Consider the following 13,927-nt stretch of genomic DNA (forward strand, 5'->3'; position numbering starts at 1 on the left):
GGCCAAGTTTAGGGGCCGTACCGGAACGGCCCCTGCGCCAACCGCATGGCGGGACGGGGGAGGCCCGGTGCAGGGGTTGTGGCAGCCGGCCCGTGCCGAGGGGGCGGCCCGGTGCGGGGCCCGGAGCAGCCGGCCCGTGCCGTGGGCGAGGTTCAGTACAGGGGCTGGAGCAGCCAGCTCGCGCTCAGGGCGAGGCAGGCGAGGGCGGTGAGCAGGAAGACGGTGATCCAGGCGAGGCCGGGGATGTGGGTGAGGCGGGCCAGTTGGTCGGCGTCGGAGTCGCGGGCCCAGCCGATGCGGCGCTGGTGCTGGAGTTCGAGGACCGGGCGGACGGCGCCGAACAGCAGGAACCAGCAGCCGAGGTAGGCGAAGCCGGCCTGGACCTCGGCGCTGCCGAACCAGGAGACCAGGAAGAAGGCGCCGCCGGCGACCAGCACGGTGAACAGGCCGAAGGCGTTGCGGATGCGCACCAGGAGGGCGAGCAGCAGGACGACGGCCAGCCAGAGCAGCAGGGTGATCCGGCCGGTGGAGAGCAGTGCGGCGCAGCCGAGGCCGAGCAGGGCGGGGGCGGTGTAGCCGGCGGCGGCGGTGAGGATCATGCCGGGGCCGGTGGGGCGGCCGTAGGAGAGGGTGAGGCCGGAGGTGTCGGAGTGCAGCCGGATGCCGGCGAGCCGGCGGCCGGTGACGAGGGCGATCAGGCCGTGGCCGCCTTCGTGGGCGATGGTCACGGCGTTGCGGGTGACGTGCCAGAGCGGGCGGGCGAGGACGGCGAGCAGGGCGGCGCCGGCGGTGGCCAGCACCAGCCAGCCGGGCGGCGCGGGCTGGGTGCCGGTGACCTGGTTCCACAGTTCGCCGAGGTTCTGGTCGGTGGGTTGTGCGCTCATCGTCTCGTCTCCGCCTCCGTCCGCTGCGTTGGGCCGTTCGGGGCAGCCTCCCATGCGGGGACGGGCGGGCGGGAGCGGACGGTTCTCCTGGCGGGATGAAGAAGTGGTGAGCGGGGCCGGCATGGCAAGCTGGCCCGCATGTGCGGTCGCTTCGCAGCCAGTGGCAAGCCCGAGGACATCGTCGAGCTGTTCGGCGTCGAGCAGTGGGATCCGGCGGAGACGCTGGCCCCCAACTGGAACGTCGCCCCGACCACCAGCGCCTTCGTGGTGCTGGAGCGGGTGCCGAAGGGCCGGGCGCGGCCGGTGCGCCAGCTGAGGGTGCTGCGCTGGGGTCTGGTGCCGCAGTGGTCGCGGTCGGCCGAGACGGCGGTGAAGATGATCAACGCCCGTTCGGACACGGTGCACGAGAAGCCCTCGTACCGGCAGGCGTTCGCCTCGCGCCGGTGCATCCTGCCGGTGGACGGCTACTACGAGTGGCAGACGGTGCCGGGCGAGCGCGGCAAGGCGCGTAAGAAGCCGTTCTTCGTCTCCCGGGCGGACGGCACCCCGCTGGCGCTGGCCGGGCTGTACGAGTTCTGGCGCGACCGGACGGTGCCGGCCGACCATCCGGCGGCCTGGCTGGTGACCTTCACCATCGTCACCACCGACGCCGAGGAGTCGCTGGCGCCGATCCACGAGCGGATGCCGCTGTTCCTCGACCCGGCCTCCTACGACGAGTGGCTGGACCCGGGGCTGGACGACCCGGACGAGCTGCGCCGGCTGCTGATACCGCCGCCGCCCGGTGCGCTGCTGGCCACCCCGGTCTCGCCGGCGGTCGGCAGCATCCGCAACAACGGGCCGGAGCTCAAGGAGCCGTGGGCCGAGGCGGAGTACGAGACCACCCTGTTCTGACGTCTGACGTCTGACGTCTTCTGACGTCCGATGTTTGAAGTTCGACGATCGAGTCCTGACAGCTGAGGGAGCCTGAGCCGGTTGGAGCGACCGACGATGACCACCGAACTCGTCCCCACCGAGGTGGGGGACGCCCGGATCAGCTACCACCGGGCCGGTGCGCCGAAGGCGCTGCTGGCGCTCGGTCACGGCGCGGGCGGCGGGATCGAGGCCCGGGACCTGGTGGCGCTGGCCGCGGCGCTGCCGGCGCGCGGGATCACCGTGGCGCTGGTGGAGCAGCCCTGGCGGGTGGCGGGCAAGCGGCTCGCCCCGGCGCCGCGCACGCTGGACCGCGGCTGGACCCCGGTCGCCGGGCGGCTGGCCGGTCAGGGGCTGCCGCTGGTGGTCGGCGGGCGCAGCGCCGGGGCGCGGGTGGCCTGCCGGACCGGGGCGGCGAGCGGGGCGGTGGGGGTGGTGGCGCTGGCGTTCCCGCTGCACCCGCCGGGCCGGCCGGAGAAGAGCCGGGCGCAGGAGCTGCTGGAGTCGGGGACGGCGACGCTGGTGGTGCAGGGTACGGCGGATCCGTTCGGCGGGCCGCAGGAGTTCCCGGAGCTGCCGCCCGGGCATGAGCTGGTGGCGGTGCCGTACGGCGGGCACGGTTTCGACGTGCCCAAGCGGACGCCGGTGGGGCAGGACGAGGTGCTGGAGGCGATCTGCCGGGCGGTCGGGGACTGGGTGCTGCGGGTCGTCTGAGGCGGCGGGGGCGGTGGGGGCGGCCGTGAGCGGGGGGTTTCCACTCGATCACCCGTACGAGCGATTTCGGGGCGGGCGCGGGAATGCGGGCGGGGCCGGGGTGGTTGGCACTCTCGTCAGCACGATTCCCGGTTGAGAGGCAGGGCAGATGGGTTCGATCGCGTGCCCCGAGCGGTCAGAGCAGCGCGAGGCCGCCGCGGCGTTCGGCCCCGCCTGGTCCGACTGGATTGTCGCGGGCGAGAAGCCCGTCAGCCCGATATCCTCCATTTCGGGGCGGCCCGCCGTGGGTCGTGCCCGCCATGCCGAGGAGGTGGGTCCGGTCGTCGGGACCGAGCACGAGGCCGAGCCGGGCCGGGGCCCGGAGGAGGGCCAGCCCACGGGCGAGGCGCTCACCGGTGAGGAGCTGGCCGAGGCGATCGGTGAGGACACCTTCCGGGTGTCGGCACAGGAGAGCGAGGAGGCCCGGCGGGAGCGCTTCGAGCGCGACGCCCTGGGCTACCTGGATCCGATGTACTCGGCGGCGCTGCGCATGACGCGCAACCCCGCGGACGCGGAGGACCTGCTCCAGGAGGCGTTCGCCAAGGCGTACGCGTCCTTCCACCAGTTCCGCGAGGGCACGAACCTCAAGGCCTGGCTGTACCGCATCCTCACCAACACGTTCATCAACTCGTACCGCAAGAAGCAGCGCGAGCCCCAGCGCACGGCGGCGGAGGAGATCGAGGACTGGCAGCTGGCCCGCGCCGAGTCGCACATGTCGACCGGTCTGCGCTCGGCCGAGACCCAGGCGCTCGACCACCTCCCCGACAGCGATGTGAAGGACGCGCTCCAGGCCATTCCGGAGGAATTCCGGATCGCCGTGTACCTCGCGGACGTAGAAGGCTTTGCGTACAAGGAGATCGCGGACATCATGGGTACTCCCATCGGTACGGTGATGTCCCGGCTGCACCGCGGCCGCCGTCAGCTGCGCGGCATGCTGGAGGATTACGCCCGTGAGCGCGGGCTCGTCCCGGCCGGCAGCGGGGCAGGGCAGGAAGCGAAGGGCTCGGGCTCATGAGCTGCGGCGATCCGCACGACACGGAGTGTGGCGAGGTCCTCGACCACCTCTACGAATTCCTCGACAACGAGATGGCCGAGGGCGACTGCGCCAAGCTGCGGGTGCACTTCGAGGAGTGCTCGCCCTGCCTGAAGCAGTACGGGCTGGAGCAGGCGATCAAGGCGCTGATCAAGCGCTCCTGCGGCTGCGACGACACCCCGGCTGACCTGCGCAGCAAGGTGCTGGCCAGGATCGACTCGATCCGGGCGGGGCAGCGTTCGGGCGAGCAGGTGGTGGTCGCCGTCGACACCACGGTCGAGTTGCACGTCGAGGCGGACCGGACGGCGCCGGGCGCCGGCGAGGCCCCGGAGGAGTCGACGGTCCGGCCCGGTGCCACCGTCGAGGCGGGCGCCCCGGCGGAGTAGCCGCCCGGCCGTTCAACGGCCGGGCGGAGCAAGCGGACGGGCCTGCCGGCGAGGGCGGGCCGAGCGGTCCGGACACGGAGTCAGACGGCCCCGGGAGCGTGCGCTCCCGGGGCCGCTCCCTTTGTGCTTGCATGCGCCCCTCACTCGTTCGAGTGAGTTGGCGGTGCGCCAGCAGCGTCGTCGCGCCATCATGCGTCCTTACGCCCGGGTGGCGGCCTATCCTCCTGACGGACGCTCACCGCCGGTCCGCCCGGCGAGCTGAGGCAACGCGGGCCCGGACGTCGGGGAGGTCGAGATCGCTATCGACGGCGAAGACGCGGCCCTGCCGGAGGGGGCGATGCGCTACCTGGTGGCCGTCCCGGTGGCGGCGCTGTGCTGCCTGCTGCCGCTGCTGCCGACCGGCGTGCCGCCCGGGGTCCCGCGCTGGCTCGGCGCCCCGGTGGACTGGCCCAAGGTCGGGCTGCTGGCCTTCCTGCACGGCTGCTGGGAGTCACTGGCCCAGGGCCTGCCGACACCCTGCCTGCGATTGGTCCGCCGACTGCTGCGCCGCCCGCCGCCGCCCGAGCGGGCGCTCTCCCGCCCCGGGGTCAACGCCTTCTTCCCGGTGCTGTTCGCCGGCGTGCTGATGCTGCCGCCGGCCGCCGCGGCGCTGGTCGCGGTGCCCACCGCGGTGCTCGGCGGCCCGGCCGGGCACGGCTGCCGGACCCGCCAGCTGTGGAACGGCTCCCAGCTCGCGCTGTGCGCCTTCGCCTCCGCGGCCGCCTTCCACCTGCTGCACGGGCCGCAACTGCTGCTCGGCTCCCGCTTCCCGGCCGCGTTGCTGCCCGGCTTCGCCGCCGTCGTCACGTTCTGCCTGGTCAACGGGGTGCTGGTGGGCGCGATGCTGATGCTCGCGGAGGACCGCCGGCCCGTCGTGCTGCTGCGCGGGGCGGTCGCGGTGTGCGGGCTGCCGGTGCTGGTGCACGCGGCCGGCGGCCTGATGGTGGCCGTGCTCTGGCAGGGCCCGTACGGGGCGTTCGCGGCGCTGCTGGCGCTGCTGCCGCTGTCGATCTCGGCCTGGGTGTTCGCCCAGGGGCAGCGCGAGCGGGACGCCCACCAGGCCACCGTGCAGTCGCTGGTGCAGGCCGTGGAGATCAAGGACTCGTACACCCGCGGGCACAGCGAACGGGTCGGCCGGGCCTCGGTGCTGATCGCCGGTCAGCTCGGCATGGAGGCCGAGCGGCTGCGCACCCTGCGCTTCGCGGGGATCCTGCACGACGTCGGCAAGCTGGGCGTGGCCACCGAGTTGCTGCGCAGAAACGGTCCCCTCAGCGAGGCGGAGCGGCGGGCCGTCGAGGTCCACCCCGTGTACGGGTACGAGCTGGTGCGCGGGATCGCCTTCCTCGGCGAGGCGCACGCCGGGATCCTGCACCACCACGAGCGGATGGACGGCCGGGGTTACCCGAGCGGGCTGGTCGGCGAGCAGATCCCCGAGTTCGCCCGGATCATCTCGGTCGCCGACGCCTTCGACTCGATGACCTCCACCCGCTCCTACCGGCGCGGCCGCCCGGTCGCCGAGGCCGTGGCGGAGCTGGAGCGCTGCTCGGGCAGCCAGTTCGACCCGGTGATGGTCCGGGCGCTGATCGACGCGCTGGCCGGGCACGACTGGCAGCCGGTGCTGCCGCCGCCCGGGGACGGCATCCGGGCCGTCCCCGACATTCCGCTCGGAGTGCCCGAGCCGGCCCGGGCGGCGCCGGGCCGGGTGCCCGCGCAGGGCGGGAGCGTCCCCACGGCCGGGCAGCCGTGACCGCGGCCGGCCGGGAGGCCCGCGTGGTGCACGCGGCGGCGGCCGCGCTGCTGGTGTTCGCGGTGGGCGCGGTCGCGCTGCGCGGGGTGGCCGGGGCGCGGGTCGCGCTGGCGTTCACGGCGCTGATCGCGCTCGGCGAGTGCGTCCGGATCACTCTTCCGGGCGACCGCGAGCAGGCGCCGATCGGCGCGGCCGGCGCGCTGGCGTACGCCCTGCTCGGGCCGCTGCGCGGGGTGCCCACCGCGCCCGGGATGCTCCAGGTCGTCGCGGTGACCGGCGTCGGCCTGCTGCTGTCCTGGCTGCCCGGCCTTGCGTTGCCCCGGCTCAGGGCGTGCCGCCCGGGCCGGGGCCGACCGGGCCTGATCCAGCGGGCCCGCCCCGGCCGCCCGCACCGGCGCCCGCCCTGGGCCGATCCGGCCCGGCGGGACAGCGCCGCCCGCCGGCTGCTCGGGGTCGGCTTCGCCGCCGCCGTCTTCCAGCCGCTCTACAACGGCGGACTGGTCGACCGCTTCTCGCCCGAGGGCCCGGCGTACGGGGCGTTCCTGACCGCCGTCGCCGCGCTGGCCGCGCTCTGCGACGCGACCCTGGCGGCGCTGCTGCGCCGGTCGGCGGCGGGTCTGGAGGGCGGGCTGCGGTTCCCGGCGGCGCTGGAGGACGAACTGCGCTCGCTGTTCGGGATCGGCTCGGCGATCGTCGCCACCGGGATGCTGGTCAGCCTGGCGGCCGGCGAGGTCGGGCTGTGGGCGCTGCCGCTGTTCTGCACCCCGCTGCTGCTCGCCCAGGTGTCCTTCCGGCGGGCCGCGGCCGTGCGGGCCACCACCGGGCAGACCATCGCCAGCCTGGCCCGGGCCACCGAGGTGGCCGGCTACACCCCGCACGGGCACGCCCGCCGGGTCGCGGACACGGCGTGCGCGCTGGGGCGCGAGCTGGGGCTGGGCACCCGGGAACTCGCCCTGCTGGAGTACGCGGCGCTGATGCACGACGTGGGCCAGCTGTCGCTGGTCGAGCCGGTGCCGGACGGCGCGACCGCGCTGCTGCCCTGCGCCGAGCAGCAGCGGATCGCCCGGCTGGGCAGCGAGGTGATCCGCCGCACCGGGGTGCCCCGGCAGGTCGCCGAGCAGGTCGCCCGGCTGGCCGATCCGGTGCTCGGCACGGCCGGCGGGGACGGCGCGGTGCCGCTGGCGGCCCGGATCATCCGGGTGGCCAACGCCCACGACGACCTGCTGACGGCGGCCCGCGGCCGCGGGGTCGGCGAGGCGGTGGGCCGGCTGGAGGCGCTGGAGGTGCTGCGGCTGGGGCGCGGCCGGGTGTACGACGCCCGGGTGGTGGACGCACTGGCCCGGGTGGGCGGCTAGGCCCTGTCCGGTGGATCAGGCCCGGGCTCGGGCGGGCTCGGGCGCGGGCCTGAGTTCGGAGGCTGACCCGGGCTCCGGCGGAGCGCCGCGGACCGGCGGGCCTCCGTCGGGGTTGAGGCGGGGCGGCCGGGCGGGCAGGCTGGGTAGGGGCGGCCCCAACCTCGGCGGTGGGGAGCGCGGGCGGGGGCGGGCGTGGTTGGATGCGGTCGTAGCGTGGAACACCGACCCGGGGCACCGTGCCCCGGACCCCCGCGGAAGTGGATCCGGACGCGGCGGTACGGGACTTGAGCGGACGACGACGGCAGGGACGAACGTGAGGATCTTCCACCGGGCACGGCACCGGCCGTCCGCCACCTGGCGGCAGACGACCGACCGGGCCTTCACGCTGATCGGCGACGGCCGCTACGAGGACGCCGGCGCGCTGCTGGTGATGGCCGCCGACCTGGAGCCCTGGCTGTCCGACTCCTGGTTCAACCTCGCCCTGCTGCACAAGTTCCGCCGGGACTGGGAGCAGGCCCGCTCGGCCGGGCTGCGGGCCGTCGCCCTGCTGGACCGCGAGCACGGCGCCCCCGACTGGTGGAACCTCGGCATCACCGCGACCGCCTTGCAGGACTGGCCGCTGGCCCGCCGCGCCTGGCAGGCGTACGGGCTGAAGCTGCCCGGCGGCCCGGGCGGGCAGCAGGACGGCCCGGTCAGCCTGGACCTCGGCACCACCCCGGTGCGGCTCTCCCCGGACGGCGAGTCCGAGGTGGTGTGGGGCCGCCGGCTGGACCCGGCCCGGATCGAGGTGCTGTCCATCCCGCTGCCGTCCTCCGGCCGCCGCTGGGGCGAGGTGGTGCTGCACGACGGCGCCCCGCACGGTGAGCGGGTCACGGACGGGGTCGCCTACCCGGTGTTCGACGAGATCGAGCTGTGGGCGCCGTCCCCGGTGCCGACCTACGTGGTGCTGCTCCAGGCCGCCACGGCGGGGGACCGGGACGCGCTGGAGCGGGTGGTCGCGGACGCCGGCTACGCGGCGGAGGACTGGACGTCCTCGGTGCGGCTGCTCTGCCGGGCCTGTTCGGAGAGCCGGATGGCCGCGGACGACGGGAACACCGCCCACCACGACCCGCACGACGACGGCGACGCCGCGCACCCCGGACACCTCAGCCACCTCAGCCAGGGCGGGGAGGCCGGAATGTCCTGGCTGGTGGAGCGCGAGTGCGGGATCGCCGCGCCCGCCCTGCTGGTCCGCTCGCTGCTGGACCGCTGGGCCGCGTCCTCGCCCGGCACGCGGGCGTACCGCGATCTGGAAGAAGTCTGTTGAGCGCGCCGCTTACCCTTGAGCGGTGTACCCGGCGAGAGCCGAATACCTGGACCATTCTCGGAAGCGGAAGCGGATAAGCAGCGATGGCGGAGCAGCAGGACCACCAGCACGACCACGACCATGACCAGGAGTCGGCGGCCGACGAGGCCCCGCTGAAGGTGGTCGGCGAGCAGCCGGACCTCTCCAAGGGCACCGCGCGCCCGATCACCGTGGTGGGCAACCCGGTCCTGCACCGCGAGGTCAAGGACGTCACCGCGTTCGACGGTGAGCTGTCCGCGTTGATCGACGACATGTTCCAGTCGATGTACGCGGCCGAGGGCGTGGGCCTGGCGGCCAATCAGATCGGCGTGGACCTGAAGGTCTTCGTCTACGACTGCCCGGACGACGAGGGCGTGCGCCACGTCGGCCACGTGATCAACCCGACGCTGGAGGAGTACCCGGCGGACCGCCGGCGGGTGCTGGACGACAGCAACGAGGGCTGCCTGTCGGTGCCGGGCGCGTACGCCGAGCTGCCCCGCCCGGAGTACGCGGCGGTGACCGGCGTGGACAAGGACGGCCGGCCGATCCGGGTCGAGGGCACCGGCTTCTTCGCCCGCTGCCTGCAGCACGAGACCGACCACCTGTTCGGCACCCTCTACATCGACAAGCTGTCGAAGCGGGACCGCAAGGACGCGCTGAAGCAGATGGCCGAGGGCACCCCGCGGTACGCGACCGTGGCGAACGACTGACGAACCGCCGAGGGCCGGGGCGCGACGGGCGTCCCGGCCCTCGGCGTTCCCGCACGTGACGCTCCCGCTCCTGACGCCGCCGGTCGCGCTCTGCCGGTCGCGTCCCGTCAGCCGGGTGCCCGGCCGGTGGACTCGCGGGCGACCAGCTCCGGCGTGAACAGGTAGTCCCGGGCCTGCCCGCCGTGTCCCTCCAGCTGGCGCCACAGGGTCGCTCCAACCACCGCTACGACGCCGTCTCCTTCGACCGCGTCGACCCCGCGCTCGGCGGCGACGAGGCGCTCATCGCGCTCACCGCCGAGGCCCACCGGCGCGGCATCAAGGTCATCGGCGACATCACGCTCAACCACTCCGGCAGCGACCACGACTGGTTCCGCGCCGCGCAGCAGGACCCGCACAGCCCCGAGGCCGGCTTCTACTTCTTCGGCGAAGGCGGCCCGGACGACTACGCCACCTTCCTCGGCGTGCGCACCCTGCCGACCTTCGACCACCGCTCGCCCGAACTGCGCCGCCGCCTCTACGAGGGCCCCGACTCGGTGATCGCCAAGTACCTCAAGGCGCCGTTCCACCTGGACGGCCGGCGGGTCGACGTGGCGCAGATGGCCGGCCGGCGCGGCGAGGTGGAGCTCAACCAGCGGGTCGCCACCACCACCGCGGCCACCGTCCGGGCCGCCAACCCCGACGCCGTCCTGCTCGCCGAGCACCAGCACGACGCCTCGCTCACCCTCAAGGGCGACGGCTGGCAGGGCACCATGAGCTACGCGGGCTTCACCCGCCCGGTGTGGTCCTGGCTCGCCGAGCGGCACGACCAGAAGGACTTCTGGGCGGTGCCCGGGCCGATCCCCGACTACGGCGGCGCCCAGGTGCGGGCCGTGATGACGGCGTTCGGCGCCGCCCTGCCCTGGCGCAGCCGGGTGCACAACCTCACCCTGCTGGACTCGCACGACACCGCCAGGTTCCGCAGCTTCGCCGGCCCCGAGCGCCAACTGCTGGGCGCGGCCCTGCTGTTCACCCTGCCCGGCACCCCGATGGTGTTCTCCGGCGACGAGGTCGGCGTCGAGGGCGAGGGCCTGGAGGAGGGCCGCAAGCCGTTCCCCTGGGACGAATCCGCCTGGGGCCAGCACACCTACCGCACCTACCGCGAGCTGATCCGGCTGCGCCGCAGCCACAGCGCGCTCAGCGGCGGCGGGCTGCGCTGGCTGCTCGCCGAGCGCGACGTCCTGCTGTTCGAGCGCGAGGACGAGCGGGAGCGGATCCTGGTGCAGATCAGCCGGGCCGACCACCCGCCGGTGGCCGGCGAGTGGCACGCCACCCACCTGCTCGGCGGGCCCCAGCTCGTCCCCGGCCGCGACCTGCCCGCCGAGGGCCCGGCCGTGCACGTCTGGTCGGTGGCCCGATGAGCGCCGTGCGCACCACGGGGACTGCCGGGGCCGGCACGCGCCGCGGCCGGATCGAGCGCATCCCCGGCTTCCGCTCCGAACTGCTCGGCAACGAGCGCGAGTTGCTCGTCCACCTGCCGCCCGGCTACGACGACGACCCGGGCGCCGACTACCCCGTGCTCTACCTCCAGGACGGCCAGCAGGTCTTCGACCAGGGCCAGCGGCCCACCTGGGCGCTGGACCGGACGCTGGAGCAGCTGTACGCCGAGGGCCTGATCCCCGAGCTGATCGCGGTCGGCGTGCCCAACGCCGTCCTCTCGCCGTTCCTCACCCACGTCGACCCGGCCGACCTCGGCGAGAAGGTGGTCCACGAGCGCTACCGGCGACGCGGCCCGCGCCGACTCTGGCTGGACATCGGCGGCCGGGAGGGCCTGATCATGGCCAGGCCCGCCCGCGAACTGGCCGTCCAACTGCTCGACGAGGCCGGCTACACCTCCGGCGCGGACCTCCTCTACTACGAGGACCCGGCCGCGCCGCACCACGAGGACGCCTGGCGACCCCGCTCCCGGCACGCGCTGCTGCACCTCTTCGGCGCCCCCTCGCCGGTCGTCTCGCTCAGCGCCGCCGAGCGGCTGCGGCTCGCCCCCGGCGAGACCTGGAGCGCCGTCAACCCGGTCGCCGTCCGGGCCGACGGCGTGCGGTACACCGCCCTGGAGGCCGAATACCGGGTGGAGCGGCCCGAGGTCGCGGCCGTCTCGCCGCACGGGCTGCTGCGCCCGCTGGCCACCGGGCGCACCGCGCTGACCGTCGGCTTCGCCAACTTCACCGCCGTGCTCACCAGCCCCGCCATCCGCGGGCCCTTCCTCGGCGTCCTCGCCTGGACCTTCGGCTTCGCCCTGCTCTCCACCGGCGCGTCCTTCGCCCTCGGCCTCGGCCTGGCGCTCACCCTGCACCACCCGCGGCTGCGCGGGCAGCGGGTCTACCGCTCGCTGATGCTGCTGCCGTACGCGATGCCCGCGTTCATCGGCATCCTGATCTGGCAGAGCATGTACTACCGGGACTTCGGGCTGCTCAACCAACTGCTGCACGCCAGGGTCGACTGGCTGGGCGACGCCTGGAACGCCCGGTTCGCGGTGGTGCTCACCAGCCTCTGGCTCGGGTTCCCCAACATGCTGCTGATCTGTACGGGCGTGCTGCAGGCGATGCCCGCCGAACTCGACGAGGCCGCCCGGATCGACGGCGCCGGGCCGTGGACGGCGTTCCGGGCGGTCACCTGCCCGCTGCTGCTGGTCGCCGCCGCGCCGGTGCTGATCTCGTCCTTCGCCTTCAACTTCAACAACTTCAACGCGATCCAACTGCTCACCGGCGGCGGGCCGTTCGACGGCGCGGGCGGCACGGCCGGATCCACCGACATCCTGATCAGCTACACCTACCGGCTGGCCTTCGGCGGGCAGGGCGCGCAGTACGGCTTCGCCGCCGCGCTGTCCATCGTCATCTTCCTGCTGGTCGGGCTGATCACGCTGGTGGGCTTCCGCCGCACCCGCGCCCTGGAGGAGCTGAACGCATGACCGCCACCCCTGCCCCTGCCCCCGCCCCTGCCGTCTCCACTGCCGCCCGCTGGCTGCGCCGCTTCGGCTGGCGGCACCTGATCGCCGTGCTCGCCGTCTGCTTCGCGCTGTTCCCGCTGCTGTTCGTGCTGTCCGCGGCGCTGAACCCGCTGGGCACGCTCCAGTCGTCCACGCTGCTGCCCCGGCACGCCTCGCTCGCCAACTTCACCGCGCTGTTCACCAGCGGGCAGTACCCCTTCGCCCGGCGGCTGGGGAACACGGCGCTGGTCTGCGGCACCTTCGCGGTGCTGAACGTGCTGCTCGGCGTGCTGGCCGCGTACGCCTTCTCGCGGTTCCGCTTCCGGGGCCGGCGGATCGGGCTGATGGCGGTCTTCCTGGTGCAGATGTTCCCGCAGTTCCTCACGGTGATCTCGCTCTACCTGATGTTCGCCAAGATCGGGGACGTCCTGCCGGCGATCGGCCTGGACACCCCGTGGGGCCTGGTGCTGGTCTACCTCGGCGGCGCGATGGGAGTGAACACCTGGCTGATGAAGGGCTACCTGGACACCATCCCGCGCGAGATCGACGAGGCCGCCAAGGTGGACGGCGCCGGGCACGCGCAGATCTTCTTCCGGCTGATCCTGCCGCTCGCCGCGCCGATGCTGGTGGTCATCTCGATCCTGTCGCTGACCGCCGCGCTCAACGACGTGATCCTGGCGAACATCTTCCTGACCTCGAACGACTCCAAGACCGTCGCGGTCGGCCTCTACGGGATCATCTCCGGCCAACAGGACCAGAACTACGGGCTGTTCGCGGCCGGGGCGTTGGTGACCTCGCTGCCGGTGATCGTCGTCTACCAGTTCCTCCAGCGCTACCTGGCCCAGGGCCTGACCGCCGGGTCGGTCAAGGGGTGACCGGTGGCGGGTGCGGCGGGGGGTTCGTCGGCGGGTTCGTCGGCGGGTTTGTATCCGCCGGGTATCAGGGAGCGCGCGGCCTGACGTCGATGTGGGCGAGGAGGCCGATGCGTCCGGTATCTGTCGTATCGTGCCCTTGTCCGCCGCCGCCGTTTGCCACCGCCCACCGTGCGTCGCCGCCCACCGCCCACCGCCCGCCGCCCGCAGCCGTCCGAGCAGGAGCCGTCCGCCCGTGTCCTCGCCCGCGCCGCCCCCGCACCCCGTCCGCGTGCTGCTGGTCGAGGACGACGAGCTGATGCGCCGCTCCTTCACCGTCGCGTTGGAACGCTACGGCTACGGGATGTCCGCCGCGGCGGACGGCCTCACGGCGCTGGAACTGTTCCGGGACGAGCAGTTCGACCTGCTGATCCTGGACGTGATGCTGCCCGGCCTGGACGGGATCGGCCTGTGCCGCAAGGTCCGGGAGACCAGCCTGGTGCCCGTCCTGATGATGTCCGCGCGCGGCGACGGCCTCGACGTCGTCGCCGGCCTGGAGGCCGGGGCGGACGACTACGTGGTCAAGCCCGTGGACACGTACGTGCTGGTGGCGCGCATCCGCTCGCTGCTGCGGCGGGCGACGTACGCGCCACCCGCCCCGGCGCCCTCGCCCGGAGCCGCCGACGGGGACGTCCTGGTGTTCGGGGACCTCACCGTCGACACCGCCGGAATGGAGGTGTCCGTCGGCGGGGCGCCGGTGGCGCTGACCCCGACCGAGCTGAAGCTGCTGCTGGAGTTCGCCGCCCACCCCGGCGTCGTGCTGGAGCGGCACACCCTGCTGCGCAACGTCTGGGAGTACGGCTGGGACGGCGACAGCCGGGTCGTGGACCTGTGCGTGCAGCGGCTGCGCCGCAAGCTCGGCCGGGAGCGGATCGAGACGGTCCGCGGCTTCGGCTACAAGCTCAGGCGCTGAG

The 13,927-nt window shown here is 74.1% G+C and carries 13 protein-coding genes; 12 read left to right on the forward strand and 1 reads right to left on the reverse strand.

All coding sequences use genetic code 11. The features are described from left to right. Positions 1 to 152 precede the first annotated feature (152 nt). Positions 153 to 884 carry a M50 family metallopeptidase gene (locus AB0P03_RS11575; RefSeq protein WP_350879695.1) on the reverse strand — a complete coding sequence of 244 codons (732 nt, stop codon included), beginning with the start codon at positions 882 to 884 and terminating at the stop codon, positions 153 to 155. A 138-nt stretch (positions 885 to 1,022) separates the two neighbouring features. Between AB0P03_RS11575 and AB0P03_RS11580 the strand changes: the two genes are divergently transcribed. The 12 genes from AB0P03_RS11580 (at position 1,023) to cseB (ending at position 13,926) form a co-directional block, all read left to right on the forward strand. Continuing rightward, entirely contained in the window at positions 1,023 to 1,775 is a 753-nt protein-coding gene (locus AB0P03_RS11580; RefSeq protein WP_363586980.1) for an SOS response-associated peptidase, read from the forward strand. Between the two features lie 96 nt (positions 1,776 to 1,871). Continuing rightward, positions 1,872 to 2,507: an alpha/beta family hydrolase gene (locus AB0P03_RS11585; protein ID WP_363628644.1), complete on the forward strand. Its 636-nt coding sequence runs from the start codon at positions 1,872 to 1,874 to the stop codon at positions 2,505 to 2,507. A 310-nt stretch (positions 2,508 to 2,817) separates the two neighbouring features. After that, the gene (locus tag AB0P03_RS11590; protein WP_063351149.1) at positions 2,818 to 3,561 is read left to right on the forward strand and encodes a sigma-70 family RNA polymerase sigma factor; all 744 of its coding nucleotides are present in this window, start codon (positions 2,818 to 2,820) and stop codon (positions 3,559 to 3,561) included. After that, positions 3,558 to 3,965 (forward strand): mycothiol system anti-sigma-R factor, encoded by a 408-nt coding sequence (rsrA, locus tag AB0P03_RS11595; protein WP_363628645.1) that lies wholly within the window; start codon positions 3,558 to 3,560, stop codon positions 3,963 to 3,965. The genes AB0P03_RS11590 and rsrA overlap by 4 nt, the downstream gene beginning before the upstream one ends. Before the next feature lie 337 nt (positions 3,966 to 4,302). Beyond that, complete coding sequence (locus tag AB0P03_RS11600; RefSeq protein WP_363586977.1) at positions 4,303 to 5,751, forward strand: HD-GYP domain-containing protein; 1,449 nt, start codon at positions 4,303 to 4,305, stop codon at positions 5,749 to 5,751. Between the two features lie 23 nt (positions 5,752 to 5,774). Next, positions 5,775 to 7,106, forward strand: a complete 1,332-nt coding sequence (locus AB0P03_RS11605) for an HD domain-containing protein (protein ID WP_363586976.1) — start codon at positions 5,775 to 5,777, stop codon at positions 7,104 to 7,106. Between the two features lie 313 nt (positions 7,107 to 7,419). Beyond that, positions 7,420 to 8,412, forward strand: coding sequence for a hypothetical protein (locus AB0P03_RS11610; protein ID WP_363586975.1), 993 nt, complete (start codon positions 7,420 to 7,422; stop codon positions 8,410 to 8,412). 83 nt (positions 8,413 to 8,495) lie between these two features. Then, positions 8,496 to 9,140 (forward strand): peptide deformylase, encoded by a 645-nt coding sequence (def, locus tag AB0P03_RS11615; RefSeq protein ID WP_363628646.1) that lies wholly within the window; start codon positions 8,496 to 8,498, stop codon positions 9,138 to 9,140. Positions 9,141 to 9,322: 182 nt separating this feature from the next. Continuing rightward, positions 9,323 to 10,537: an alpha-amylase family glycosyl hydrolase gene (locus tag AB0P03_RS11620; protein WP_363628648.1), complete on the forward strand. Its 1,215-nt coding sequence runs from the start codon at positions 9,323 to 9,325 to the stop codon at positions 10,535 to 10,537. Then, positions 10,534 to 12,084, forward strand: a complete 1,551-nt coding sequence (locus AB0P03_RS11625) for an ABC transporter permease subunit (protein WP_363628650.1) — start codon at positions 10,534 to 10,536, stop codon at positions 12,082 to 12,084. Before AB0P03_RS11620 ends, AB0P03_RS11625 begins: the two co-directional genes overlap by 4 nt. Then, entirely contained in the window at positions 12,081 to 12,977 is an 897-nt protein-coding gene (locus AB0P03_RS11630; protein WP_363628652.1) for a sugar ABC transporter permease, read from the forward strand. Before AB0P03_RS11625 ends, AB0P03_RS11630 begins: the two co-directional genes overlap by 4 nt. Positions 12,978 to 13,209: 232 nt before the next feature. Beyond that, a complete protein-coding gene (cseB, locus tag AB0P03_RS11635; protein ID WP_363619353.1) occupies positions 13,210 to 13,926 on the forward strand; it encodes a two-component system response regulator CseB in 717 nt (238 codons plus the stop codon). Position 13,927: the final 1 nt, after the last annotated feature.

Source organism: Kitasatospora sp. NPDC088779 (assembly GCF_040685395.1).
Taxonomy (GTDB): Bacteria; Actinomycetota; Actinomycetes; order Streptomycetales; family Streptomycetaceae; genus Kitasatospora.

Bases quoted from the DNA above. Each gene is read 5' to 3' on its own strand.
- AB0P03_RS11625 (WP_363628650.1), top strand. From the start codon at position 10,534: ATGAGCGCCGTGCGCACCACGGGGACTGCCGGGGCCGGCACGCGCCGC.
- AB0P03_RS11580 (WP_363586980.1), top strand. From the start codon at position 1,023: ATGTGCGGTCGCTTCGCAGCCAGTGGCAAGCCCGAGGACATCGTCGAG.
- def (WP_363628646.1), top strand. From the start codon at position 8,496: ATGGCGGAGCAGCAGGACCACCAGCACGACCACGACCATGACCAGGAG.
- AB0P03_RS11585 (WP_363628644.1), top strand. From the start codon at position 1,872: ATGACCACCGAACTCGTCCCCACCGAGGTGGGGGACGCCCGGATCAGC.
- AB0P03_RS11630 (WP_363628652.1), top strand. From the start codon at position 12,081: ATGACCGCCACCCCTGCCCCTGCCCCCGCCCCTGCCGTCTCCACTGCC.
- AB0P03_RS11600 (WP_363586977.1), top strand. From the start codon at position 4,303: ATGCGCTACCTGGTGGCCGTCCCGGTGGCGGCGCTGTGCTGCCTGCTG.
- rsrA (WP_363628645.1), top strand. From the start codon at position 3,558: ATGAGCTGCGGCGATCCGCACGACACGGAGTGTGGCGAGGTCCTCGAC.
- AB0P03_RS11575 (WP_350879695.1), bottom strand. From the start codon at position 884: ATGAGCGCACAACCCACCGACCAGAACCTCGGCGAACTGTGGAACCAG.